The following is a 24,130-nucleotide window of genomic DNA, read 5'->3' on the forward strand; positions in this document are numbered from 1 at the left end:
TGTGATATGGGTGGGCAGTTGGATTGAGTTCGCATCGGGTAGCCAGCCAAAAGCCCGCGGGGAGGCATCGGTAAGTGTGCCGACGTCGTCGTTCTAAAATGAATTGGTAGCCATAGTCATCCTTGATTGCGTTCAATGATGCGGGCTTAATCGATCTCGATAGGCGAGAAGCGATGGTAAGTGGTGCTGTTGGGGCCTACGCGCCCGGCGTGCGAAGGAACCTAGCACACGCACATTCGTGCAACGCGGGCAGTCTGTGCGGACTGGGCGTTGGCATACACGTAAGCGATCATGTGGCTAACATATAGAATGTCGTGCCGGAGACCAAATTGCGCAACAAAACGTCTCATCTGCTGGATGTCCGGTTGGGGCTGGGTCAACCTCTCCTTCCGGAGATCCTTTTGGCGTAAGGAGGTCGGTAAGTCGCGCGGGGATCCGTAAGCCACTGTTTTTCGGGTTTTCCGTGGCTTACCGGCCCCCGGCGGCGAGATAAATCCCCGCGTGCACTATCGGACCAGACCGCTAGAGGCCGGTTGGAACAGCTGACTCGTGCTCCAACCGGCTTTCCACTAGTAGTCGTGCGTTATTCTCCGGCCTCTGTTTCCGCTTCGGCTGGCGCTGCCGGCGTTAGATAGACGACGCCGTAGGGCGGCAACTGGAGCACCGCAGAATGTGAGCGGCCCGCCCATTCAATCTCTTCAGCTTCAACAGCCCCGAGGTTGCCCACCCCGGATCCGCCGTATTCCACCGCGTCAGTGTTGAGAATCTCTTCCCACACCCCACCGTGCGGCAGACCAACCCGGTAGTCGTTATGCGGCACGCCCGCGAAATTGCAGATCGCCGCGATCGTATCCTCACCATCGGCAGACTTGCGTAGGTAGGCGAGCACGTTATGATCCGAGTCGTTGACCTCAAGCCATTCAAAACCATTGTTGGAATGGTCATCCGACCACAGTGCCGGGTGTTCGCGGTAGATCTCGTTCAGGCGCTTGACGCAGCTCATCACGCCATCATGGCCGGGGTTGTCAGTGAGCCACCAGTCGAGGCTGCGGCCTGAATTCCATTCGTCGATCTGGGCAAACTCTTGGCCCATAAACAGAAGTTGTTTGCCAGGATGTGACCACTGGTAGGCGTAGAGCAGGCGCACGCCCGCAAGCTTTTGCCAATGATCGCCGGGCATCTTCGAATATAGCGAGCCCTTGCCGTGAACAACCTCGTCGTGTGAGAGCGGTAGAAGGAATTGCTCAGAGAACGCGTAGACGAGCGAGAACGTGAGTTCGCCGTGATGCCACTTTCGGTTCACGGGCTTTTCCTGCATGTAGTGCAGGGTGTCGTTCATCCAGCCCATGTTCCACTTCAGGCCGTAGCCGAGGCCACCCTGATCCGTCATGGCTGTTACGCCACCCCACGACGTCGACTCCTCGGCGATCATCATGATGCCCGGGTGGTTCCGGTAGACAGTCGCGTTGGCCTCCTGAATAAAGGAGATCGCCTCGAGATTCTCACGGCCACCGTATATGTTCGGCTGCCACTGGCCCTCTTGACGCGAGTAGTCGAGGTAGAGCATGGAGGCGACGGCGTCGACGCGTATGCCATCCACGTGGAACTCTTCCATCCAGTACAGGGCGTTCGCAACGAGGAAGTTACGCACTTCCCTTCGCCCGAAGTTAAACACGTAGGTCCCCCAATCCGGCTGCTCTCCGCGCAAGGGATTGGGATCTTCGTAGAGCGCGGTGCCATCGAACTTGGCGAGCGCCCATTCGTCTTTAGGGAAGTGGGCGGGCACCCAGTCCATGATCACACCGATGCCGGCCTTGTGGAGCTCGCTAATGAGATATTTCAGATCATCAGGGTGGCCAAAGCGAGCGGTGGGTGCGTAATAGGAGGTGACCTGATATCCCCAAGAGGGGCCAAATGGATGCTCCGCGAGCGGCATGAATTCCACGTGGGTAAAGCCCAAATACTTCACGTGCCCGATGAGTTGTTCGGCTGCCTCGCGATAGCTCAGCCCCTGGCGCCATGAGCCAAGGTGAACCTCGTACACCGAGACCGGGCCCTTGTGCGGATCGGTCTGGGCACGGCGCTCCATCCACTCCGAGTCATCCCATTCGAAATGCGACTGGGTGATAATCGAGGCAGTCGATGGCGGGACCTCGGTTCGCCGTGCCATCGGATCAGCCTTTTGGTGCCACGAACCGTCGGCATATTGAAGCTCAAACTTGTAGCGATGGCCATCTTCTGCCCCGGGAATGAACACTTCCCAAATGCCGCTCGTTCCCATCGTACGCATGGAGGAAGCGAGCCCATTCCACGAATTAAAATCACCGATCACTCGAACCGCTCGCGCATTTGGTGCCCACACGGAAAAGCTCGCACCGCGCACCATGCCCATCGGCGTGTCATATTCGCGCAAATGGGCACCCAGTACCTTCCACAGCTCCTCGTGGCGTCCCTCAGAAAATAGATAGCGATCCACTTCGCCAATCGTCGGCAGGAAACGGTAGCCGTCCTCCGTCGTCGCCTCAAAATCGCCGTACGTGGCCCGGACTTGGTAGGTCGGAAGCTCCCCGCCGTCCAACGTTGCCACCCAGATACCGTTCCATTCATGCTCGGCCGGATGTTCCCCATCGGGGGTCACGATCGTTACCGAGTCGGCAAGCTGGCGGCTCACCCGAATAGTCACGCATTCACCATTGCTATGCGGGCCAAGCACATCATGGGGTGAGTGATGTTCGCCTTTGGAGACGGCATCAAGGACTTCTTGATTTACTGGCAGTGGTACAGGCTGTGCGGTCATATCACACTTCCTTCTCGATGAGCGCCGACAATAGTTGATCCCATTCTACTTCGGATTGGGAAATTCAGTGTTCGTGTAGTGAAAGTGCTCCCAGATTCCCCGGAAATCTCGAGGTTTGGGCCATTTTCATTTCGAAACTGCGCTCATTCAGAAGCGAACTGACGGCGAACCGCGCCCACGGGAATATCGATCCAATCGGGCCGACTGGCACTTTCATACGACACTTCATAGAGTGCCTTATCAAGCATGAGCGCTTCCAAAAGAGCCTCTTCCGACTCGCTGAGTTCGCCGTATCCAGCCAAAAACGCGTCCCGCGCCCCCTCGTACCAGGACGCGGCGGCTTGGCTGTCGCCACCCTGGCGCACCGTTGTTCCGGCAGCGTAATCAAACGAACGCAAAATACCCGCGACGTCTCGGAGAGCTAAGTCCGGTTGTACACGTTCCGAAAGAGGACGAAGCGGCTCACCTTCAAAATCTAACGCCACCCAGCCGCGATCGGGAACGTGCAAAACCTGGCCCAGGTGGTAGTCTCCGTGAATCCGTTGCAGAGGCGGCCATTGCACGCTACTGACGGAAGCAAAGACGGAGTCTATGGCCTCGCGATACTGATCGAGTTGCGGGGCGTCCGCCAATGCGCGATTCGCTCTATTTCGCCACTGGCCCACGAGCTGTTCGCGCGCATCGTCACTCGCGGTGGCAGTCCCAAAAGCTGTTGCCAGATCGCGATGAATCTGCGCGGTCAGGGATCCCAGGCCACGGATCTCATCCGATACCTCAAAGTTGCCCGCGGCCAGCGCTCCGGTGATAACTTGCCAGGCGTCCAAAGCTCCCACAAGGAATTCTTGCGCAACGGCAACATCCGTCTGATTACCATCCCACGCACCACGCACCGAACCGTACTGGCGTGGTACAGCGTGCGAACCTGCGGCATCTAACGCCTGTTGAAGTTCAACATCAGGATTTGCTCCATCGCTCAGCACACGGAAAACCTTGAGGATGATCCCAGCAGCGCCGTCATCCGGGTCCACAAACCGGTAGATTATTGAGGTGTTCGACTGCTCCGAGGTCAACCTATGGGAGCTCGCAACAGCCGGAAAATTGCTGCGGATTGGCCGGGCAGACAACCGGAACGCGCCAGCTTGATCATCGCGATCGGCGCTCAGCAGATTGAGCAGGGCACGCTGCCCGTCGACGTCGTCCGTCGCGTCCCACATCTGCACCTGACCAATGTTGCCGATTGGTTGGGACCCGATCCCTTCACGGGAATCTGGGCCTTCGCGGAACGTGAGCGGCACGCAGAAGGTTAGTTCCCCAGACCGAACGAGGAACATGACGGTAGATACGTTCTGACTCGACTCGATCGGGCTCGCGTGGGTGAATACCACGCCATCTGAAGGGTCTCCCGTGAACCAGCGGGTGCTCGTCAACCACCGCCCGGTAGCCTCGGCAAGCTCGGTGGGAGTGGCCGTCCATCCGCCCATCATGAGCTTGCCCCGGTACGGGTTGGTGGCGGCACCTGGTCGTCATCACTGGCCGCTTCAATGCCCTCAACGGGAGCTGGATCTTGCGCGCCCGGGCGCGTGAGCTCCAGCCAGAAAAAGTCGCGGGCACCCATGGTCACCGTGTAGATCCCGTCCTCGTCAACCTTCGGGAAACCGGCGCCACCGAACACGTCAGTGACCTCCCACCCGGCGAACTCGGGAATCGAGATACCAGCCGCACGCGGCGTATTCGCCAAGTTCATGATGCACAGCATCACCTGTTCATCGTTTTCACGAGTAAATGACAGGAGCGCTTCGTTATTGGCTTCACGCAGGCGGAACGCCCCGTTGCCCAGCACCGGATACTTGCGGCGAATAGCGAGGATCCCGCGCGTCCAGTGCAATAGCGAGGACGGCTGGGCGAGCTGAGCTTCCACGTTAATCGCCTGATAGTGGTAGACCAGCGACTGCACGACCGGCAGATACAACTTGCCCGGATCGGCAGTGGAAAAGCCCGCATTACGATCGGGCGTCCACTGCATGGGGGTACGTACAGAATCGCGGTCGGGCAACCAAATATTGTCACCCATACCCAGTTCATCGCCGTAGTACAGGCACGGTGAACCGGGCAGCGAGAGCAGGAGTGCATTGGCCAACTCGATCTCGGCACGCGAATTACCGAGCAGGGGTGCCAGGCGGCGCCGAATGCCCACATTCGCTCGCATACGCGGATCTTCGGCATACCAGCCATACATTTTCGCGCGCTCTTCGGTTGAGACCATTTCCAAAGTGAGCTCATCGTGGTTACGCAGGAACGTACCCCACTGGGTACCAGCCGGGATGTCCGGCGTCGCATTCAAAATGTCGCGGATCGCCGTCGCCCGCTGGTCACGCAACGCGTAGAAGATACGCGGCATGACGGGGAAGTGGAAACACATGTGGCATTCGGGATTTTCTTCCGTGCCAAAATATTCGACGACGTCCTCAGGCCACTGATTTGCCTCAGCCAGCATAATCTTGCCCGGAAATTCCTCGTCGAGCATGGCCCGCAGGTCCGCAAGATACTGGTGTGTGCGTGGCAGGTTCTCGCAGTTCGTGCCCTCTTCTTCGAAAAGATAGGGCACTGCGTCGAGCCGGAAACCATCAATACCCAGGCGCGCCCAAAAGCGCACGACGTCTTTAACCGCTTCTTGGACCTTGGGATTTTCGTAGTTCAAATCCGGCTGGTGGGAGAAGAACCGGTGCCAAAAGTATTGACGGCGCACGGGATCAAACGTCCAGTTCGACGCCTCGGTGTCGATGAAAATAATGCGCGCATCCGAATACTCGGTATCGTCGTCGCGCCACACGTAGAAATCCCCAAACGGACCGTCCGGATTCGAGCGTGAAGACTGGAACCACGGATGCTGATCCGAAGTGTGGTTGACCACCAGGTCGATAATAATTCTGATCCCGCGGGCGTGCGCTTCCTCAATCAGCTTCGAAAAGTCATCGAGGGTGCCATATTCTGGGGCGATCGCCGTAAAATTCGACACGTCGTAGCCGCCGTCGCGCTTGGGCGAAGGGTAAAACGGTGGAATCCATAAGCAATCGACGCCGAGCCATTGCAGGTAGTCCAAGTGATCGATGAGGCCGCGAAGGTCACCCTGCCCCGATCCGGTCGAATCACCGAAAGCGCGGAGCAGAACCTCGTAAAAAACGGCCGTCTTAAACCAGTCCGGATCGTTGCTCAAACCGGGGCGATGGCTCTGATTTGTTGCTGTTGCGGGCTGGGGTAGAGCGTGTGGGGATTGTGGCACTACAAAACCTTCACTGACAGAATGTGGGCGACCTGGCTCTGCGGGTCCAGGCTGACGTACGGGCGGTCATTCCAGTAGAACGTTGCTCCGCTGAGCTCATCACGAACTTCGAGGGCGGGCGAACCATCCCACTTGGGGCTGGTGCCAAAAGCTGATAGATCGAGATCGATCGAAGCCGAGTGTGCCTCGTAAGGGTTCACATTGAGCACGACGATTACCATATCAACAGAACCGTCCGCGCTCTCCTCGGGCTTAGTGACCTTGCTAAAGCACAGAATATGGTCGTTGTTCGTGGGATTGATCGTCACGTTACGCAGGCGGCGCAACGCGAGGTGTTCGGAGCGGATGTGATTGAGCTTGCCCAAAAGGTCGGCGATACCAAGCGCGTCACCAGCGGAATAATCGCGATCCTTGTATTGGTACTTCTCATTATCAATCTGCTCTTCCGCACCCGGGCGCGCCACATTCTCCACGAGTTCGTAGCCGTTGTAAATGCCCCATGTGGGTGCCCCGGTAGCCGCGAGGATAGCGCGGATTGCAAATGCGGGCACGCCGCCGCGCTGCATGTAGGGAGTCAGGATATCGTGCGTCGTCGGCCAAAACGCCGGGCGCACACGCGAATCCGATTCGTGGGCGAGCTCTACGAGGTACTCCTCGATTTCCTTCTTCTCATTACGCCATGCAAAGTAGTTGTACGACTGGTGGAAACCGATGGCTCCGAGCGTTTGCAACATGGGCGGCTTCGTGAACGCTTCCGACAGGAAAATTACATCTGGATGATTGGCACGGAAGTAGGCCAAAAGCCGGTGCCAGAACGGTAGGGCCTTCGTGTGCGGATTATCGATCCGGAAGAGGGTGACGCCGTGGCTGACCCACACCTCAAGCACGCGCTTAATCTCCTGGTAGATCCCTTCCGGATCATTATCGAAGTTCAAGGGGTAAATATCCTCGTACTTCTTTGGCGGGTTTTCTGCGAACGCGATCGTCCCGTCCGCTCGCGTGGTGAACCACTCTGGGTGGTCCTTGACCCACGGGTGATCAGGCGAAGCTTGGAGTGCGATATCGAGTGCGACCTCCATGCCGAGCTCTTTGGCGCGGGCGACGAACTTGTCGAAATCATCGAAGGTGCCCAGATCGGGGTGAATCGAATCGTGACCACCCTCGTGGGAGCCAATTGCGTATGGCGAGCCCGGATCTTCCGGTTTCGCATTCAGCGTGTTGTTCCGGCCCTTGCGGTTGGTGGTGCCAATCGGATGGATCGGCGTGAGGTAAATGACGTCGAATCCCATGGCAGCGATGCGATCAAGATCCTTTGCAGCTGTCTCAAACGTTCCCGAGACCCACTTCTTCGTGCTCTTGTCATAGTAAGCCCCTACAGTTCGTGGGAAAATCTCGTACCACGAGCCAACGAGCGCCTTTTCACGGTCAACTGCGACTGGGTAGCGCGCCGATTCGGTGACCGAATCGCGAAGTGGATACTTGGCGAAAGCCGCGTGCACGTCGTCGGAATCAGCCGCGGCGAATCGAATATTCTTTGATACGCGCTTGCGAGTCATTACTTGAACGGCGTCGTCGAGAACGTCCCATTCCACGGAATCTTTCGGCATGTTTTCCATGGCGCGAGCAAAGAGCTTTTCACCCTCTTGGAAAACGAGCTCAACATCCACGTTGGCATCGAGCTTGAGCTTAGAATCGCGGAACCACGTTGCCAGGGGATCCGACCACGAGCGGACGAAAAATTGCCAATTACCCGGGTAGGTGGGGGTGAGCCAGCCCTTGTAAATGTTGAGGCCGGGATGGGAATCGTGCATGATCGCTTCCTGCACTTCGTTACCCTCCGGGTCAACCAGAACTGCGGCCGCACCGAATTGATCGTGCCCCTCGCGGAACACGGTTGCGGTAACCGGGAACGCTTCATGTTCCGTTCCCTTTGCCGCCCATGCACCATTTTGGAGAACGGGTTGAACGTCAACGATGGGGATGCGGCCAACGGGGGCGAAAGGCGCGGGCTGAGGTTTGGCGACGTCGCCCGTGAAGCCAGGCGGCGTGGGCGCGGTTGGCGCTTTGGTTTTCCTTGCCGTGGCGCGGCGAGACGGTGCCTTTTTAGGAGCAGCTTGGGAAGCGGGCGCTTTTGCTGCGGGTGCTTTCGCGGCCGGCGTCTTTGCTGCGGGTGCTTTCGCGGCCGGCGTCTTTGCTGCGGCGGTCTTGGACGAAGCTCTTGACGCTGGCTTTTTGGTGGAAGTCTTCTTCGTTGCGGCAGTGCGTGTAGCTGGCTTCTTCACCGCCTGCGATTCGGTTGTGGAGGTTTCAGGTGCCGAATTCGGCGTGACCTTCTCATTCATGGGAGCTGCCTTTCTAGAATCCGTCTGTTGCCTCAGCGCCTTCTCGCATGTGAACTTGGCGGTGATCGTACCCTTCGATCCTAGTAGAAAATAACGGTATTTTCGCGGCCTTCACCCAGCACGAAATCGGTTGGCAGCCCGCGTGGGCTTCACGTCCCCCGGATTTAGCACGACGACGGCCTGCCACCTATGCAAACCGGGCAGTTTCCACTCACAAGGCGCACGTTTCACCTACCCCTTGTGAGTGTTTGGTGCCCCGTTTGCAGATGGGGCGCCAACGAGTCGTGGCGGCAAACAGCGGCCCATATTATGGATATCCGAGGGATGAAGCCTCACCGCCCGAGGTAGCTGCATGTGGGTGGTAAGTAAGCGGCCCATATTATGGATATCCGAGGGATGAAGCCTCACCGCCCGAGGTAGCCATAATATGGGCCGCTCTTTAACCTTCCCTAAATCTTTTGCGGCTCGATCTTCCACACTTCATTCGCGTAGTCGCGAATCGTGCGGTCCGAGGAGAAGCGACCGGATTCGACGATGTTCTTCCACACCATTGCTGCCCAGTGGCGCCGGTCGGCGTAGTAGTCCTTCGCCATCTTGTCGCGGGTCTCGCGGTAGGAGGCGAAATCGCCGAGCACGTAGTACTCGTCGGCACCGCCCCAGTCGCCGACCATGAGCGAATGGTGAAGGTCGTGGAAGAGCCCGGTTCCGCCGTCGTCGAGTGTGCCATCCACAAGAGCGTCGACGACGCGCTGCAGGCCGGGCGTGTTGGCCACGGTTTGGCGCGGGTCGTAGGTCTTGCGCAGCTCGGGGAGCTCGTCTTCCTCGGCGCCGAAGATGTAGGCGTTGTCGTGCCCGACGGAATCGACGATTTCGACGTTTGCGCCGTCCATCGTGCCAAGTGTCAACGCGCCGTTCATCATGAACTTCATGTTGCCCGTGCCCGAAGCTTCCTTACCGGCAGTCGAGATCTGTTCGGAGACGTCGGTTGCAGGAATGATGTGCTCAGCGGGGGAAACGTTGTAGTTTTCGACGAAGACGACCTTGAGGCGCCCGGCCACATCCTCGTCATTGTTGACGAGTTCGCCGATCGTGTTGATCAGCTTAATGATGGCCTTGGCACGCACGTAACCCGGGGCTGCTTTAGCGCCGAAGATGAAGACGCGCGGCGGGACCTCCATCGACGGGTTGTCTTTGATCTGGAAGTACAGATCAAGAATGTAGAGCGCGTTCATGAGCTGGCGCTTGTATTCGTGCAGACGCTTGATCTGGGTGTCAAAGATCGCGTGTGGATCGATGTCGATACCTTGGCGGTTCTTGATCCATTCGGCGAAGTCCACCTTGTTGGCGTGCTTGATCTCGTTGACGCGGTCGAGCACCGTCGTATCGTTGAGGTAGCCTTCGAGTTCCTTGAGTTTGTCAAGGTCGCGTACCCACTCGTCCGAGCCGAGAAGTTCGGTCAGAAGCGCGGATAGGCGAGGGTTGCACTGGTCGAGCCAGCGGCGCGGAGTCACGCCATTGGTCTTGTTGTTGAACTTTTCGGGCCAGAGCTTATACCAGTCGTTGAGCGTGTCAGCTTTGAGGATCTCGCTGTGCAAAGCGGCGACGCCGTTGATCGAGTAGGAGGCGTAGCAGGCGATCCAGGCCATGTGTACGAGGTTGCCCGAGACCGGCGCGAGGTAGTCGATCTTGCCCGCATCCAAACCAGCTTCCGACATTTCTTCACGGAAACGGCGGTCGATTTCGCGAACGATTTCGAGGATGCGGGGGAAGAGCCGCTCAAAGATCGGGATCTCCCACGTTTCCAGGGCCTCCGCCAGAACCGTGTGATTGGTGTATGCGAAGGTGCCCTGGACGATCTTCCACGCATCTTCCCAGGTGAAGTCGTAGTCATCGAGCAGAATGCGCATGAGTTCTGGGATGGCGAGAACCGGGTGCGTGTCATTGAGCTGGATAGAGTTGAAGCTGTCGAACTTATCCAGACCGCCACGCTGTTCGATTTCGTTGGCAATGATTTGTTGCAGCGAGGCGGATACGAAGAAGTACTGTTGACGCACGCGCAGGATCTTGCCCTCGAATGAAGAATCATTCGGGTAGAGAACGCGCGAAATGTCGGAGACGCGTTCGCGTTCGACGATCGCGCCCGTGAAGTCTTGTGAGTTGAAGGCGTTGTAATCGAATTCGTCGATTGGTTCTGCCTTCCATAGGCGCAAGGTGCCCACGTTGTCGGTGCCGTAGCCGGTAATGGGCATGTCGTAAGGGATGGCACGTACTTGCAGATCCGCGTAGTTGACGCGCACCTGTTCTTCTTCACGGCGGATCACGAACGGGTAGCCCTCTTCCATCCACGGATCGGGCTTTTCGCCCTGGAAACCGTTTTCGAAGAACTGCTTGAACAGGCCGTAGCGGTACAGGATTCCGTAGCCGCGAACCGGTAGGTCCTGCGTCGCGGAAGAGTCGAGGAAGCAAGCTGCCAGGCGGCCGAGGCCACCGTTACCGAGGGCGGCGTCATGCTCTGCCTCGAGAACATCGGTGAGGTTCACGCCGTAGTTGGCGAGGGCTTCGCGAGTTTCCTCAATTTTTCCGAGATTGTTGAGATTGTTGAGCAAAGCGCGGCCCATGAGGAATTCAGCGGAAAAGTAGTGCTGCATTCGGCTTGCGTTGTACCGTTCTTCGGTCTTCTGCCAGTTTTCTGCAATGGCGGAGATGACGGCGGCAGCGGTTCCCTGCCAGTACTCCATGAGCGTGGCGGAATGGGCATTTTTGCCGGAAACCGAGCGTACCTGGCCTCCGATTGCTGTGGTGATATCAACGTGAGTCAAAGAAACCCCTTTATAACAACGCATGAAAACACTGTTCATGTCGGACATGTACAAGGATAGTCGCTTTAAAGCGCGAACCAAATTAGGGCCGTGGCTGCGCGGGGTTGTTGTTAGTAGACCATACCGAGTGCGGCGTGTACTTCTGCCAGAGTTTGCCGGGCCTGCTCACGGGCGCGTTCGTTTCCACGCTGGAGTATTGATTCAAGGTAGCCCGGATCCGCGGCTAGTTCGGCTCTGCGCGTGCGTACCGGAGCGAGGTGTTCGTTAACTGCTTCGGTGACGACGGCTTTGAGGGTTCCGCCCCCGCCGTCGCCGATCTCGCTGGCGATCTCGTGTGGTGCACGCCCGCTGGCGAGTGCCGCAAGAAGCAGAAGGTTCGAAACTTCGGGCCGGTTTCCGGGATCGTAGGTGATGTTGCGATCCGAATCTGTCACTGCCTTCTTCACGAGTTTTGCCGTCTCATCGGCGCTCATGCCAAGCTCGATCGTGTTGCCTTTCGACTTACTCATCTTCGTGCCGTCAAGGCCGAGTACGTTCTCAGCTTCCGATAGGAGCCCTTGTGGGCGCGGAAAAATTCGGTCTTCGCCACCCGAGCCGTAGCGCTTTTCAAACCGGTCTGCGATGACTCGTGTTTGCTCGAGGTGAGGAAGCTGATCTTTGCCTACGGGCACGAGGTTTGCTTTGCAGAACAGGATGTCGGCCGCCTGGTGGACGGGGTAGGTGAGCAAGAGTCCGGACATGGGCCGGTCGCCCGTCGCCTCCAATTCTGCCTTCACCGTGGGATTACGGCGCAATTCGGCGTCGGATACCAACGAAAGGAAGGGAAGCAGGAGCTCGTTAAGTTCGGGCACCTGCGAGTGCGTGAAGATTGTGGTTTCTTCCGGATCCATTCCGATTGCGAGATAGTCGGTGAGTAGCGAATACACCCGCTCCCTCATTGGCCCGGTGTCGTCACGGTCGGTAATCACCTGATAGTCAGCGATGAGGAGCCAGGTTTCAACGCCGCGCTGCTGAATCGATACCCAGTTGGAAAGGGCGCCAAAGTAGTGCCCAATATGCAAATTGCCGGTGGGGCGAGCGCCCGTTAGGACGCGGAACTGCGATGGGTCTTTATCAATGGCCGCCTCGATTTTCGCGCTGGTTTGGCGCGCGTGCTGAAGCGAGGCGTCTGTGATCTCAAGTTCTGCGGTGTTGTCTGTCATGCTTCCATGGTACGTCCGCTAAGCGTGAGCACGTAAATTTAGCGCGGGTTTGCGAAGAATAAAGTGAACGAGAGCGGCTCAACGCGCGTGGTGGCACCGGGGGCGTAGACCGTGGTGGATGTTCGCGGCCTCTCCCAGGTGGAACACCACTCGAGTCTGAACGGCGTTCCTCGCCCTTCGGGCAAAGTAACCACGCGAGAAGCGGGATCTCCATTGATCACGATAAGCGCATCGGCGTCTTGGCCAAATCCGGAGCGCAAGAATTGCAATAGCCGAAAGTTCGGATCGAACCACTTGTGGTCCGGGATCTGTTCGCCGGTGTGGTCGAGCCATTCGATATCCATGATCGAATCACCCGGCGCGATTGCCCCCGTATAAAAATCCTTGGGCCGGAATACCCGGTGGTCGCGCCGCAACCGTAGCAGATAGGCGACGGTGTCGCGCATGTTGCGCTGGTCGTCGTCGAGCTCCCAGTCCAGCCATGAAATTTCGGAGTTTTGGCAGTAGGCATTGTTGTTGCCGCGCTGGGTTTTCATGATCTCGTCGCCGGCGGTAATCATTGGCGTGCCCCCGGCAAAGATCAGCGAAGCGAAGAGATTGCGCATGGAGGTACGGCGTGCCGCAAGAATCGCCGGATCGTCTGAGTCGCCTTCTACGCCGTGATTCCAAGACCTGTTGTTGTCGGTGCCATCGCGGTTGTCTTCACCGTTGTCATGGTTGTGCTTGTGGTTGTAAGCGGTGAGGTCATGCATGGTGAAGCCGTCGTGGGCCGTAATGAAATTGATGGAGGCATAGACTCCGCGTCCACCGGGCACGCGTCCATGACCGAAGAGATCGGCGGATCCGGCAAGCCGGGTGGCCAAATCTCGTTGGTCGCCACCGTGCCCGCCGTGCATGATGGAGGCAGGTTCAGTGATCCAAAAGTTGCGTAGCGTATCGCGGAAGCGGTCGTTCCAGTCGGCTGTGGGGGCGGGAAATTGCCCGGTGCGCCAGCCGCCGTGGCCCATATCCCACGGTTCGTTAATCAGTTTCACGCGCGAAAGAATCGGATCGGTTGCCATGGCCACGTAGAGCGGGTGGCTGTGATTGAAGGAGTCGCCCTCGCGTGAAAGGGTGACTGCCAGGTCGAAGCGGAAGCCGTCTACGCCTATTTTTTCGACCCAGTAGCGCAGCGAATCCAGTGTTAGCTGTATGACTGGGTGGCGACGAAAATCGAAGGAATTGCCGGTTCCAGTCGTGTCGATGAGCTGGCCCGGGCGCGTGGAGCTGTGGCGGTAGTACATAGCGTTGTCGATACCGCGGAAGGAGACGGTGGGCCCGTCATTTCCGGCCTCGGCCGTGTGGTTGTAAACGACGTCGAGGAGAACTTCGATTCCGGCCTCGTGTAAAAGTTTGACCATTCCTTTGACCTCGTCGATAACGGCCTGAGGGCCGGCCTCGCGCGAGGATTGCATCGCGTAGGAAGGTTCGGGCGCGAAGAAGTTGAGCGTGGAGTAACCCCAATAGTTTTCCTTGCCTTGCATGGTCAAGAAGGGCTCAGTCATTTTTGAGTGGATCGGCAGGAGCTCGATTGCGGTGACGCCGAGTGATTTAAGGTAGTCGATTGTGACGGGGTGGGCGACGCCGGCGTAGGTGCCGCGCAGCTCGTGCGGGATGCCCTCCAGTTGTTTCGTCAAGCCGACGACGTGGGCTTCGTAGATAACCGTTTTATCCCAGGGGATAAAGGGGTGGTGATCAACGGCGTCGGGCTCTTCCAGTATGACCCCAAGAGCGTTGATGTTGAGCGAGTCGCGGTTATCGGCGCTGAGGCCGGGTTCTGGCATCAGGTCGGCATCGACAGCGTGGGAAAATAGGGCCGGGTGAAGCTCGGGTTCGCGGGTGATGCCGCGTGCATAGGGGTCGAGTAGAATCTTGGCCGGATTGTGGCGCAGCCCGCGTTCGGGGTCCCAGCGCCCGTGGATGCGATAGCCGTAGGCTTGCCCGGCGCGGATTCCTGGGACGTGGCCTGCCCATACGCCGTGGCGGCATTTGTGTAACGAAAATCTGCGTTCTGACATGTTGCCCGGTTGCCCGTCGATGAAGCAGACTTCAACGGCTGTTGCGTGTGATGCGAAAATTGCGAGGTCTACCCCTTGGTGGGTGAGGTGTGTACCCAGTTGGCAGGGCCTGTTCAGCGGCAGGCTCGGTTCGGGTTCGCGCGCGGTGTATCGCGAGACTTGGGTTGTGGATTGGATTTTCGTCACGTCTTACATTGTGGCAGGTTAAACGGTGATTCGGAAAACGTGCCACGCCGCCGGGCTGATTGTCGGCCTCGCTTAGTACAGTGGTGCGTGAGGAGAAACTATGTACGGGAAATTGTCTCATTCGCGTGAGATCGCTGATCGGGATGCGGCAACGCGTCTGAATCCCGGCTCGGCTTTGGCCGATCCGAATGGTCGCTACGTTCTCGTGCAGGGCGATGCGGTTGCGGCTTGCGGCGATGCGCTCGTGCTGTGGGACCGCGATCGCGTCGGAGCCCTTGGCGAGGTCGCGGTTTCGTACTTGGGCAGGTATCGTGGCGCCCCCTATTTTGGGGTGGATGTGGGCCCTGCGAGCATCGATGCAACCTGGCAACCAGAGCTTGCCGAGGTTACTTTCGAAGGGTTTTACGGGTTAGGGCCGCTCCTTTCCGAGGTTGAGGCCAACCTCGCGATGAGTGCCATCGCACTTGCTAATTGGCAAAGGCGTTCCAAGTTTTGCCCTCGCTGCGGCAGCGCTACCGAACTTGTTGCGGCCGGTTGGGAGCAGCGTTGCCAGGGCGGCCACATGGTGTATCCGCGGTTGGATCCGGCGGTGATCATGGCGATCCACGATTCGCGCGGGCGAATCCTTTTGGGCCGCAATCGCGCTTGGCCCGAAGGCCGATTTTCTACGCTTGCCGGTTTTGTTGAGGCCGGGGAGACGATCGAGGATGCGGTGCGGCGCGAGGTTCGCGAGGAGGTTCAGATTGACGTGGGGCGGCTAGAATATTTTGGCTCTCAGCCCTGGCCATTTCCGCGTTCCCTGATGCTCGGTTTTCACGGCTACGTTTACGACGACGCACAGGAGATCAAGGTCGATGGCGTTGAGGTCGTTGATGCTCGGTGGTTTACTCGAGACGAGGTCAAAGCGCTGTACGCCGATAATCCGGAACGCTTTCCCGGCCGCACCTCGGTTGCCCGTGCCCTGATTGAAGATTGGTATGGCGGAGTGTTGAGTGAGGGCTGATGGCAGAAGAATTACTCGACCACCTAGATGATCGTCAGCGCGAGGTGGCTGCTCACGTGAACGGGCCGATGGCGGTGCTCGCGGGCGCGGGTACCGGTAAGACTCGCGCCGTCACCTATCGGATTGCCTACGCGATCCGGTCCGGCCAGCACGATCCGCGAAATATTCTGGCCGTGACCTTCACGGCCAAGGCGGCAAGCGAAATGCGCTCGCGGCTGCGCGATCTCGGTGCGGGAAACGTCCAAGCACGTACTTTTCATTCGGCGGCGCTCAGCCAGCTGCGCTACTTTTGGCCGAATGCGATCGGTGGGCATGTTCCAGAGATTCGCGAGTCAAAAATGCCGCTGGTCTCGCAGGCTGCAGCAAGCTTAGGTATGGACGTTGATCGGATTGCGGTTCGGGACATGGCCGCCGAAATCGAGTGGTCGAAAGTCTCTCTGGTCGCACCTGATAACTATGTGGAGCGTGCCGAGGCCGATGCGCGCCCGCATGTGGCCAACTATTCCCACGAGCAGATCGCGAATCTGATCAAGGCCTACGAGGAGGTGAAGGCGGATCGGGGCGTGATCGACTTTGAGGACGTCATCGTGATCCTGATCGGCATCATGTGCGACCGCCCAGATATTGCGGCCCGGATTCGCGAGCAGTACAGGCATTTCGTCGTCGACGAATATCAGGATGTTTCGCCGATGCAACACCGATTGCTCCAGCTGTGGCTCGGCGATAGGCGAGACCTGTGCGTCGTCGGCGATGTCTCCCAGACGATCTACTCGTTTACCGGCGCCTCGGCCGGGTATCTGGAAAACTTTTCCAAACAGTTCCCCAAAGCGCGCACGGTCAAACTCAACCGCGACTATCGCTCAACGCCTCAGGTGGTTGAGCTCGCCAACGCGATGATCGAGCCGATTCGTTCTCCGGCTTCGGTGGAGCTGGTTTCCGCCATGAAATCCGGGCGCCCGATCCAGTTCAATGAATATGGCGACGACGCCGATGAAGCGGCCAACGTTGCGGGAAAGATTCTGAGCCTGCGCGAGGCCGGGGTGCCACTTTCCGAAATCGCGATTTTGTATCGAATCAACGCTCAATCCGTGGAGCTGGAAACCGCGCTTTCGCAGGCGGGTATTCCATACGAGATTAAGGATTCGCAGCGGTTCTTCGATCGGCGTGAGGTTCGCGATGCGATGGTGGCCTTGCGGGCTGTTGCGCGCGGGCCGCAAGGTGACTCCCTGCCGGAGATGGTTGAGGACACGTTGAAGGTCATGGGGTGGCGCCCCGAGGCTCCGGAGGGTGGAGCGGCCAAAGAAAAGTGGGAATCGCTCAGGGCTATTCGCGAACTGGCGGGGGACGTCTGGGACAGGCGCGGAGCGTCCATGGCTGAATTTGTGGCAGAGCTCGAAGAGCGGGCGCAGGCGAATAATGAGCCCGCCACGAATGCCGTCACCCTTTCCACGCTTCACGCCGCCAAGGGCCTAGAGTGGACGGCCGTGTTTCTCGTGGGGATGAGCGAGGGCCTGATGCCGATATCGCACGCGAAAACGGCAGAGAATATTGCCGAGGAGCGCAGGCTCCTTTACGTAGGCGTTACGCGTGCCCGCGAAGAACTCTTCCTGTCGTATGCCACCGGCAACCGCGGCAAGAGCAATAGGAAACGGAGCCGTTTCTTGGATGATCATTGGCCCGAGCCGGAATCGCGCACGACCCGCGCGAGGCGGCGTTCTAAGGATGCGAAGGAGAATTGGGCGAAAGAAAATCCAAACGACGTGCCCCTTTTCGAAGAGCTGCGGGCATGGCGATTGGAGAGATCGCGTGCCACCGGAAAGCCGGCACACGTGATTTTGCATGACGTGACGCTTCGCGAAATTGCCGAAAAGAAGCCGCGAGATCTGGCAGAGCTGGGGCGTGTGCGGGGGATAGGAACGCGCAAGCTCACCGATTACGGTTTTGACATTCTGGCGATTGTGAACGGAAAACCTTTCGGCCACGGTCGGTAGATTGACACGCTAAACGCATCCCTATACACTCTGTGACTAGTCAACTATTCACTGAGTGATTACTAGAGGTTGCCGTGGCCGATCCGCAGTATGCTTTCCTTGGTTTGTTGAGTAAAGAACCCAACCATGGGTATCAGCTTAAGAAGCTCTACGACCACTATTTCGCCGGCGATAAGCCCATGCTTGCCGGGCAGGTATACAGCATTTTGGCAAGGCTTGCTCGAGACGCGATGATCTTCGAAATTGCCGATTCCGGCGAGTCCGGCGGGCCTTCCCGCACCCGTTACGCGCTGACCGAGCTCGGGGCGCGAGAACTTGACGAATGGTTAGCCACTCCCGAGCCGCCTGCCCCCACGCTGCAGGCTGATCTCTACGTCAAAACTATCCTCGCGCTGCTGGTCAATGGCGAGGCTGCCACGTTCTTACAGGCTCAACGCAAGGCCCACATGCAGCGCATGCGCGAGCTCACCGCGCGCAAAAAGGGCGCCTCGGTAGCTGACAAGGTGCTTCTCGACTATTCGCTTTTCCATATCGAGGCCGATCTACGCTGGATCGACATGACGGCCTCGCGTCTGAACCACCTTAAGGAGCAGCTGTGAACGTGTTGACCGCTCACAACCTTGAGAAAAGCTACGGCAAAACCGTGGCGATGCGCGGAATATCCCTCGAGGTCGCTGCCGGCGAGGTGCTCGCGGTGATGGGTCCTTCCGGATCCGGCAAATCAACGCTCCTGCACGCCCTTGCCGGCATTGAGCTGCCCGATCGCGGCTCCGTCACGTTCAGCCCGCCGGGAGCAAGTATGGAGATCACGGCGCTGTCCGACGACGAGCGCACCCTTCTTCGCCGCAAAGACTTCGGCTTTGTATTCCAGTTTAGTCAGCTCGTGCCCGAACTGAATGCCCTCGACAACGTGGCGGTTCCCCTGTTGCTCGCGGGTACCAAGAAAGACGAGGCCTACGAGGTAGCAAGCCGCTGGCTCGACGTCGTCGGACTCGCTGAGCTGGCAGACTCGCTGCCGGGAGAAATGTCGGGCGGCGAGGCGCAGCGAGTGGCGATAGCCCGAGCGCTATGCCCAGAACCTACCGTACTATTTGCCGATGAGCCCACCGGAAGTCTGGATTCGTTGAATTCTGAACTGGTGATGACGGGACTCACCGATATCGTGCGCGATCGGGGGATGACCCTCGTGCTCGTCACGCACGAGGCGTCGATTGCGGCGTATGCGGATCGCGAGGTCACCGTGCGTGACGGCCGGTTGGAGGCCTAATGCACTTGAGTTGGGCAATAGTGCGCTCCTCGCTCACGCGCACCAAAGGCAGACTCGCACTCATCGCGGCAAGCGTGGCGCTCGGTGTGTTCCTCTTGCTAACGGTGGCGGCCTTCTGGAACGCGACGTCGGTAACTAGTCACGCAAATTGGCGCGAAGCCGCCTACGAGGCAAGCAGCGCATACGATCGCGCCACCTATGCGGAAGATCATGCGCTCCTCAGGTCACTCGAGGAAGGCAATATGCGCGTGCTGCACATGCCAAGGGCTTCGGTGATGGTCGCCGGCGAGAAGCAGGTGAACGTTTTCTATGTGGATATCACCGGCGTATCGGAGCCGCCGGATCTTGCGGGGATCACGTGGCCCGGCGAAGGGCAATACCTCGTGTCGCAGGCTTTACACGACTACATTAAGGCTAATCCCGCGGTGGCTCTCGATAAGCGCCTCGGCCGAGAATCTATCGGCATCCTGCCGAATGAGCTTGTGTTTGGCCCAGATGAGATGCTCGCCATTGTGGGGCAGGACCTGTCGGAACGTGGCTACCCGGTTGCGGACTTCATCCCGGAAGGCGCACCCGGAATCCTTTCCTATAAGCCGGTGTTGATCATCGGGCTGGTCGTTCTCCTTGTGCCGATCCTGTTGCTACTTGCTGTGTCGGCCGCGCTCGGATCGGTCCAGCGCGAGCAACGATATGCTGCGCTGCGGCTGGTGGGCGCCACCACGAAGCAGATCGCGCAGATCGTCATTCTTGAGGCGCTTGTGGGTGCAATCCCAGGCTACCTTCTTGGCGCGGCCTTGTTCGTTATCCTGCAACCGGCACTCTCCCAAATTCCGCTCACCGGCCAGCGTTACTGGCCTGCCGATGTGAGCGTCGGCCCGCTTGGCTACGGGCTGATAGCGCTCGCGACGCTCGGGCTCGTCGTCGTCGCTAATCTGTGGGGATTGCGATCCGTTCGTACCTCTCCGCTCGGGGTGGTGCGCAGGCAACGCTCTGCCGGGGCTGGTAGGCCATCGGCTTGGCGTCTAGCCGGTATCGGTATCGCACTCGCGATCTTTGTATATCTCGCGATGACCGTGCACGAAAACTTGGCGCTGCGGCAGGAAATTTTTCTCCTGCTTGCCGGGGTTGTGATCTTGATGGTTGGCCTACTGGTTGCCTCGCCGTGGCTGGTCGTGAAAACAGGGGATATTGTGCGGCGTTGTGCACGCTCGGGCCCAGCTATTATCGGCAGCACGTATGTGGGTGCCCATTCGCGCCGCATTGCGCGCTCGGTATCGGGCGTTGTGCTCGCGCTCTTTGCTGGCGCGTTCTTCTTGACCACCGTCTCCGAGGCAATCAGTTTTGAAGATGAGCGGTGGCTGAAAGAACAATTGCCGGAAACCTCAGTGGCGCTCATCAACCTGTGGCCGGGGCAGGCAGAAGAGCTAGCAGAGAACTTAGCAGGTAAACCCTACGTGGACGAGGTGGTTGTGGCCCACTATGAAGCAGGGTCTTGGCTCGTTCTGCCCTGCGATTTCGCTAGCGACTTCGCGGCCGTATCGTGCGCCGACGAATCGGTTGTGGCCATAGACTTCTGGCTACCAACCTCAACTGGGGGAGCTGTGCTGGAAGCGCCGTCGCATGAAGAGCTTCGCGAGCAGATGAGTCTGGACTTTAATGCCTATCTTGATGAACCGGAGCAGGGTTTGGCATTGAGGCTCCACAGCGCTTCAGACATCGAGCTATTGCGAAATGAGATCTCCGCGCTCGAGTTTGACGACTGGGTCAACATCCATATGTTTTCCAACCTGAAATCGGAGCCGATTGACCAATCTGGAGTGTGGGTGATGACCCAACTCGTCTACGCGGGAATTGCGCTGACGCTCGCGATCGCCATCGCTTCCATGCTCGTATCGAGCTATGCCTCGATTTTGGAGCGCCGCCGATCGCTGCTTACGCTTCGCTTATCGGGCATGCGGGTTCGCGAGATCATGAAGATGATGCTCGTAGAATCCGCTTTGCCATTAGCCGTGATTTCGATTCTCGCAACTGCTGCCGGTTTCGGCGCGGGGTGGCTGTTGATGCACATGGTCTCGAAGTCGCTCGACGCGGTGTTCACGCCGCTGCTATTTGCTGTAGTGGGATCTGCACTCGGATTGGCCGTACTTGCGATCATCTCGCTTGGGCCAACACTGCGCCGCGTCACCGCGCCGAGCAATAACGTCCGCGAATAGCCCTACCAGGAGGCTTTGCGGATTCCGGGAAGTTCACCGCGCAGTGCGCGTTCCCGGAAATTCACTCGCGATAAGCCCGCCTTGCGCAGGTAGGCGCGGCGCCGTCCGTCGAGCTGGTCGCGATTGCGCACCCGCGTGGGTGAGGCGTCGCGGGGGAGCTTGGAGAGCAGGCGCTGAGCTTCGAGCCGTTCTTCCATGGTGTCCGCCGTGCGCACTAGCTCCTTGAGTGCGCGACGTTTTTCCGCATACTTGGAGACGGTGAGCTTGCGGCGCTCATTTGCTCCGATCTTTGACTTTTTCGCCATGGGTTATCTTGTTTCCTTGAAATCGACGTGCTTGCGGATCACCGGATCGTATTTGCGCAAGACGAGCCTGTCCGGCGTCGCGCGCCTGTTCTTGCGGGTCACGTACGTAAAGCCAGTTCCCGCCGTCGAAACGAGCTTGATGATTGGGCGCACGTCTTTGCTGGTTCCTGCCATTACAGTTTCACTCCCTTTTTGATCAGATCGGCGACGACGGCGTCGATCCCACGTTTGTCGATCGTTTTGATCCCCTTGGCGCTAAGGGTCAGCGTGACATTGCGCTTCAAGCTGGGCACCCAATACTTCTTCTTTTGGATGTTGACGTCCCACCGGCGGCGGGTTTTGCGATTCGAATGCGATACAGAGTTTCCGAATCCGGGCCCTGCTCCGGTGATTATGCAGGTTCGAGACATGTGTGCTCCTTTCCTCAGCACACACTACGTGAGAATGAGAGCCGTTATCAACTAGCGTGACCTAAATGAAGAAAGACATCCATCCCCCATACCAACCGATCGTCTTCAGAGATCGCTCGGCGAATTTTATGTTGAAGACCCGTTCCACCTTGACCTCGGAAAAGACGGTCGAATTTGAAGGCGAAGTCCTCCCCGTCATCGACGTGGAAATCTCCTCGGCCTCCCACCCCTACTACACGGGTAAGGCGCGAGTTGTGGACACCGAAGGCCGAGTCGAACGCTTCAACCGGCGCTACGGCAAAAAAGCAACGAGGAAAGATCATGAAAGTTAGAAACTCGTTGAAATCATTGAAAAACCAGCCAGGAGCCCAGGTGGTGCGCAGGCGTGGGCGCGTCTACGTGATCAATAAAAAGAACCCCCGATTCAAAGCGAGGCAGGGATGACGTCCCAATCGGCAGAAAAATCGCCTGTCCCGGTGGTGCTCGTGTGCGGGATCGATGGGGCACTCGCGCAGGCAAGCTCGGCAGCGCAGCTCGCACTCCCGGAGGCCGTCGTCGTCCGCCACACGCTTGATCCCGAGCGTGACGTGCTCACCCGCACCGTCCACGAACTCCTCGGCCACATTGAAACCGTGGAAATCAAGCTTGACCACGCGTGTATTGCCTGCGCGATTCGCGCCGATATTGTTCCGACGCTCGAAAAGCTTGCCCGCTCTAGGCGCTGGCCAGCAATCATTGCGGAGCTTCCGGCAACGACCGAGCCGATGCAGATCTACCACGCACTGGCGCTATCCCATACGGCAGCCGATTATGTCCGTATCGGCTCAATCCTTGCGGGCCTCACGGGGCCCAGCATCATAGCTGATTGCCTCGGATCGCAATATTTGACCGATCGCGGATTGCCTGTGCGCGCCGACGACGATCGGGGAATCGCCGCGGCCGTTTCACCCCGAAAGATTTATGGACAATCTAGCGCGACTTGCGCACTGGCAGGTTCGGGGCAGGGGAGTGTTCTGGCTGCCCACGCGGCCAGATCAGGTGTGCCTGTGGGACGGTGCAGGGGGAGCATTATGCATCGGCGCTCAGGAACGCGTCGAAGCCGAACCTCACATGTCACGAATTTTCATCGTTGGCCACGGCGAGGGGCGCTCCGAGATTGAGGCGGCTTTCGAAGCCAGCCTCGTCAGCGAAGCTGAACTTGCTGACCGGCCCGGTGCATGGCTGGTTGCCGAAGACGGACTCGAAGACTGGCTTGGCCCTATCAACGCCTCGAGCTTTAGTCACTAGACCTGTCAAGTGAGGTACAACCGCAGCTCGGATGCGGCTCTAATATCATCGGTTCGGGCGGCGTGGGAGATGGGCCAACCCGCCACATGTGCGGGACGCGCCCGGCATCAAAAGCCTCGGTGATATCTCGTACCGCCAGGCTAATGGCGAGCATGGCGGAACCGATTTCAGGTAGGAACGCGGGAGCGGCGCACGCTTGGCGGATCAGGGTGCGCCAGTTCGGATCGAGTTCTTCTCGGTGCAGCATGAGGCAGTTCGCGCAGGCGGTTTCATGCGCGATGGTCAGCGGCCCAACAATGATGTCCACCTCCTCAATCCACGCCTGATAAACGGGCACCTGCTCTGCGGCGTATTGACCCACTGTGATGGGATCAATCGCATAGGTGCCGGTAACGACGACGAGGTCCGGTTGGCTTGAGGTGCGCTTGCCGGCCCGCACGTGAGGGCTTTCCCTGCGGACAAGAGTTTTCAGGGCTGCCTGCCGGTCCACGCCGATGCCAAGCTTGCGCATGTGCGGGTGGTCGGTGAACGAAACGACGTCGCAATCATTGGACGTGATACGGCCAAAACCGCAGCGCGCTAGCCCAATCGCGATTCCAGCACCAAGATAGTCGGCCCTGTCAATGTGGACGTGGTAGCCCTGCCGGTCGGGTACCGAGCCGTGAATACGTTTGGCTGCGAAAGCATCTGGTAGCGGTGAAGGATCGGGATCAAGCACGCCCGCGCGGCCAAGCATGTTAAGAATGCTGCGCAATCTAGGCGCGGAAATCCCTGTAGCTCGGGCGCGAGCTGTCACCTCGGCGTCCGTATGCGGGCGGGTTAGCCAATCCACAAGCTGAATTTCGCCAGGTGCTAAGCCATCGAGACTTATGCCAAGGCGCGGGTCAAGCCCAACCTGAGCCCTGTGTGTATCCGTCCAGAAAATTCCCGTAGTTAACTGCATAGCGAGATCGTAAAGCGGCCCCGGTGCA

General features: G+C 58.6%; 19 protein-coding genes. 8 read left to right on the forward strand and 11 right to left on the reverse strand.

Features of this window, described 5'->3' with window-relative positions; all coding sequences use genetic code 11:
• Window positions 1–583: 583 nt before the first annotated feature.
• The 7 genes from glgB to glgX all read right to left on the reverse strand — a co-directional run bounded on the left by glgB (window position 584) and on the right by glgX (window position 14,683).
• Window positions 584–2,797: a 1,4-alpha-glucan branching protein GlgB gene (glgB, locus tag J2S70_RS06775; protein WP_307682973.1), complete on the reverse strand. Its 2,214-nt coding sequence runs from the start codon at window positions 2,795–2,797 to the stop codon at window positions 584–586.
• Window positions 2,798–2,940: 143 nt separating this feature from the next.
• The gene (locus J2S70_RS06780) at window positions 2,941–4,281 is read right to left on the reverse strand and encodes a maltokinase N-terminal cap-like domain-containing protein (RefSeq protein ID WP_307682974.1); all 1,341 of its coding nucleotides are present in this window, start codon (window positions 4,279–4,281) and stop codon (window positions 2,941–2,943) included.
• Entirely contained in the window at window positions 4,278–6,077 is a 1,800-nt protein-coding gene (gene treS / locus J2S70_RS06785) for a maltose alpha-D-glucosyltransferase (protein ID WP_307682975.1), read from the reverse strand. The genes J2S70_RS06780 and treS overlap by 4 nt, the downstream gene beginning before the upstream one ends.
• Window positions 6,077–8,419, reverse strand: a complete 2,343-nt coding sequence (locus tag J2S70_RS06790) for an alpha-1,4-glucan--maltose-1-phosphate maltosyltransferase (protein ID WP_307682976.1) — start codon at window positions 8,417–8,419, stop codon at window positions 6,077–6,079. The genes treS and J2S70_RS06790 overlap by 1 nt, the downstream gene beginning before the upstream one ends.
• 449 nt (window positions 8,420–8,868) lie before the next feature.
• Complete coding sequence (locus J2S70_RS06795; RefSeq protein ID WP_407702636.1) at window positions 8,869–11,238, reverse strand: glycogen/starch/alpha-glucan phosphorylase; 2,370 nt, start codon at window positions 11,236–11,238, stop codon at window positions 8,869–8,871.
• Window positions 11,239–11,348: 110 nt separating this feature from the next.
• Entirely contained in the window at window positions 11,349–12,440 is a 1,092-nt protein-coding gene (trpS, locus tag J2S70_RS06800; protein ID WP_307682978.1) for a tryptophan--tRNA ligase, read from the reverse strand.
• Between the two features lie 38 nt (window positions 12,441–12,478).
• A complete protein-coding gene (glgX, locus tag J2S70_RS06805) occupies window positions 12,479–14,683 on the reverse strand; it encodes a glycogen debranching protein GlgX (RefSeq protein WP_307682979.1) in 2,205 nt (734 codons plus the stop codon).
• A gap of 100 nt (window positions 14,684–14,783) precedes the next feature.
• On the opposite strand from glgX, the gene nudC reads away from it, so the two are divergent.
• The 5 genes from nudC to J2S70_RS06830 all read left to right on the forward strand — a co-directional run bounded on the left by nudC (window position 14,784) and on the right by J2S70_RS06830 (window position 21,157).
• The gene (gene nudC / locus J2S70_RS06810) at window positions 14,784–15,686 is read left to right on the forward strand and encodes an NAD(+) diphosphatase (RefSeq protein ID WP_307682980.1); all 903 of its coding nucleotides are present in this window, start codon (window positions 14,784–14,786) and stop codon (window positions 15,684–15,686) included.
• On the forward strand, window positions 15,686–17,677 hold the full coding sequence (locus tag J2S70_RS06815) for an ATP-dependent helicase (protein WP_307682981.1): 1,992 nt from the start codon (window positions 15,686–15,688) through the stop codon (window positions 17,675–17,677). Before nudC ends, J2S70_RS06815 begins: the two co-directional genes overlap by 1 nt.
• A gap of 74 nt (window positions 17,678–17,751) precedes the next feature.
• Entirely contained in the window at window positions 17,752–18,276 is a 525-nt protein-coding gene (locus J2S70_RS06820) for a PadR family transcriptional regulator (protein ID WP_307682982.1), read from the forward strand.
• Complete coding sequence (locus tag J2S70_RS06825) at window positions 18,273–18,944, forward strand: ABC transporter ATP-binding protein (protein WP_307682983.1); 672 nt, start codon at window positions 18,273–18,275, stop codon at window positions 18,942–18,944. Before J2S70_RS06820 ends, J2S70_RS06825 begins: the two co-directional genes overlap by 4 nt.
• Window positions 18,944–21,157: an FtsX-like permease family protein gene (locus J2S70_RS06830; protein ID WP_307682984.1), complete on the forward strand. Its 2,214-nt coding sequence runs from the start codon at window positions 18,944–18,946 to the stop codon at window positions 21,155–21,157. Before J2S70_RS06825 ends, J2S70_RS06830 begins: the two co-directional genes overlap by 1 nt.
• A gap of 2 nt (window positions 21,158–21,159) precedes the next feature.
• Here J2S70_RS06830 and rpsN read toward each other — a convergent pair whose 3' ends face one another.
• Genes rpsN through rpmB form a run of 3 tightly spaced genes read right to left on the reverse strand, consistent with a single transcriptional unit; the run spans window position 21,160 to window position 21,872 of the window.
• Complete coding sequence (rpsN, locus tag J2S70_RS06835) at window positions 21,160–21,462, reverse strand: 30S ribosomal protein S14 (protein WP_307682985.1); 303 nt, start codon at window positions 21,460–21,462, stop codon at window positions 21,160–21,162.
• A gap of 3 nt (window positions 21,463–21,465) precedes the next feature.
• Complete coding sequence (gene rpmG / locus J2S70_RS06840) at window positions 21,466–21,636, reverse strand: 50S ribosomal protein L33 (RefSeq protein ID WP_307682986.1); 171 nt, start codon at window positions 21,634–21,636, stop codon at window positions 21,466–21,468.
• A complete protein-coding gene (gene rpmB / locus J2S70_RS06845) occupies window positions 21,636–21,872 on the reverse strand; it encodes a 50S ribosomal protein L28 (protein ID WP_307682987.1) in 237 nt (78 codons plus the stop codon). The genes rpmG and rpmB overlap by 1 nt, the downstream gene beginning before the upstream one ends.
• A gap of 65 nt (window positions 21,873–21,937) precedes the next feature.
• On the opposite strand from rpmB, the gene J2S70_RS06850 reads away from it, so the two are divergent.
• The 3 genes from J2S70_RS06850 to J2S70_RS06860 all read left to right on the forward strand — a co-directional run bounded on the left by J2S70_RS06850 (window position 21,938) and on the right by J2S70_RS06860 (window position 23,159).
• Window positions 21,938–22,204, forward strand: coding sequence for a type B 50S ribosomal protein L31 (locus J2S70_RS06850; RefSeq protein WP_307682988.1), 267 nt, complete (start codon window positions 21,938–21,940; stop codon window positions 22,202–22,204).
• Window positions 22,194–22,316: a type B 50S ribosomal protein L36 gene (gene ykgO / locus J2S70_RS06855; protein WP_307682989.1), complete on the forward strand. Its 123-nt coding sequence runs from the start codon at window positions 22,194–22,196 to the stop codon at window positions 22,314–22,316. The genes J2S70_RS06850 and ykgO overlap by 11 nt, the downstream gene beginning before the upstream one ends.
• A gap of 516 nt (window positions 22,317–22,832) precedes the next feature.
• Window positions 22,833–23,159, forward strand: coding sequence for a CobW C-terminal domain-containing protein (locus J2S70_RS06860; RefSeq protein ID WP_307682990.1), 327 nt, complete (start codon window positions 22,833–22,835; stop codon window positions 23,157–23,159).
• Here J2S70_RS06860 and J2S70_RS06865 read toward each other — a convergent pair.
• Window positions 23,149–24,102 (reverse strand): ubiquitin-activating E1 family protein, encoded by a 954-nt coding sequence (locus J2S70_RS06865; RefSeq protein WP_307682991.1) that lies wholly within the window; start codon window positions 24,100–24,102, stop codon window positions 23,149–23,151. The genes J2S70_RS06860 and J2S70_RS06865 overlap by 11 nt on opposite strands.
• Between the last annotated feature and the right edge of the window lie 28 nt (window positions 24,103–24,130).

It is taken from the genome of Trueperella bonasi (assembly GCF_030811535.1).
Lineage (GTDB): Bacteria > Actinomycetota > Actinomycetes > Actinomycetales > Actinomycetaceae > Trueperella > Trueperella bonasi.

Coding starts and splice junctions, on each gene's coding strand:
- glgB (WP_307682973.1), bottom strand. CDS start 2,797: ATGACCGCACAGCCTGTACCACTGCCAGTAAATCAAGAAGTCCTTGAT.
- J2S70_RS06780 (WP_307682974.1), bottom strand. CDS start 4,281: ATGATGGGCGGATGGACGGCCACTCCCACCGAGCTTGCCGAGGCTACC.
- J2S70_RS06790 (WP_307682976.1), bottom strand. CDS start 8,419: ATGAATGAGAAGGTCACGCCGAATTCGGCACCTGAAACCTCCACAACC.
- trpS (WP_307682978.1), bottom strand. CDS start 12,440: ATGACAGACAACACCGCAGAACTTGAGATCACAGACGCCTCGCTTCAG.
- nudC (WP_307682980.1), top strand. CDS start 14,784: ATGTACGGGAAATTGTCTCATTCGCGTGAGATCGCTGATCGGGATGCG.
- J2S70_RS06815 (WP_307682981.1), top strand. CDS start 15,686: ATGGCAGAAGAATTACTCGACCACCTAGATGATCGTCAGCGCGAGGTG.
- J2S70_RS06830 (WP_307682984.1), top strand. CDS start 18,944: ATGCACTTGAGTTGGGCAATAGTGCGCTCCTCGCTCACGCGCACCAAA.
- rpsN (WP_307682985.1), bottom strand. CDS start 21,462: ATGGCGAAAAAGTCAAAGATCGGAGCAAATGAGCGCCGCAAGCTCACC.
- rpmG (WP_307682986.1), bottom strand. CDS start 21,636: ATGGCAGGAACCAGCAAAGACGTGCGCCCAATCATCAAGCTCGTTTCG.
- rpmB (WP_307682987.1), bottom strand. CDS start 21,872: ATGTCTCGAACCTGCATAATCACCGGAGCAGGGCCCGGATTCGGAAAC.
- J2S70_RS06850 (WP_307682988.1), top strand. CDS start 21,938: ATGAAGAAAGACATCCATCCCCCATACCAACCGATCGTCTTCAGAGAT.
- ykgO (WP_307682989.1), top strand. CDS start 22,194: ATGAAAGTTAGAAACTCGTTGAAATCATTGAAAAACCAGCCAGGAGCC.
- J2S70_RS06860 (WP_307682990.1), top strand. CDS start 22,833: ATGGACAATCTAGCGCGACTTGCGCACTGGCAGGTTCGGGGCAGGGGA.
- J2S70_RS06865 (WP_307682991.1), bottom strand. CDS start 24,102: ATGCAGTTAACTACGGGAATTTTCTGGACGGATACACACAGGGCTCAG.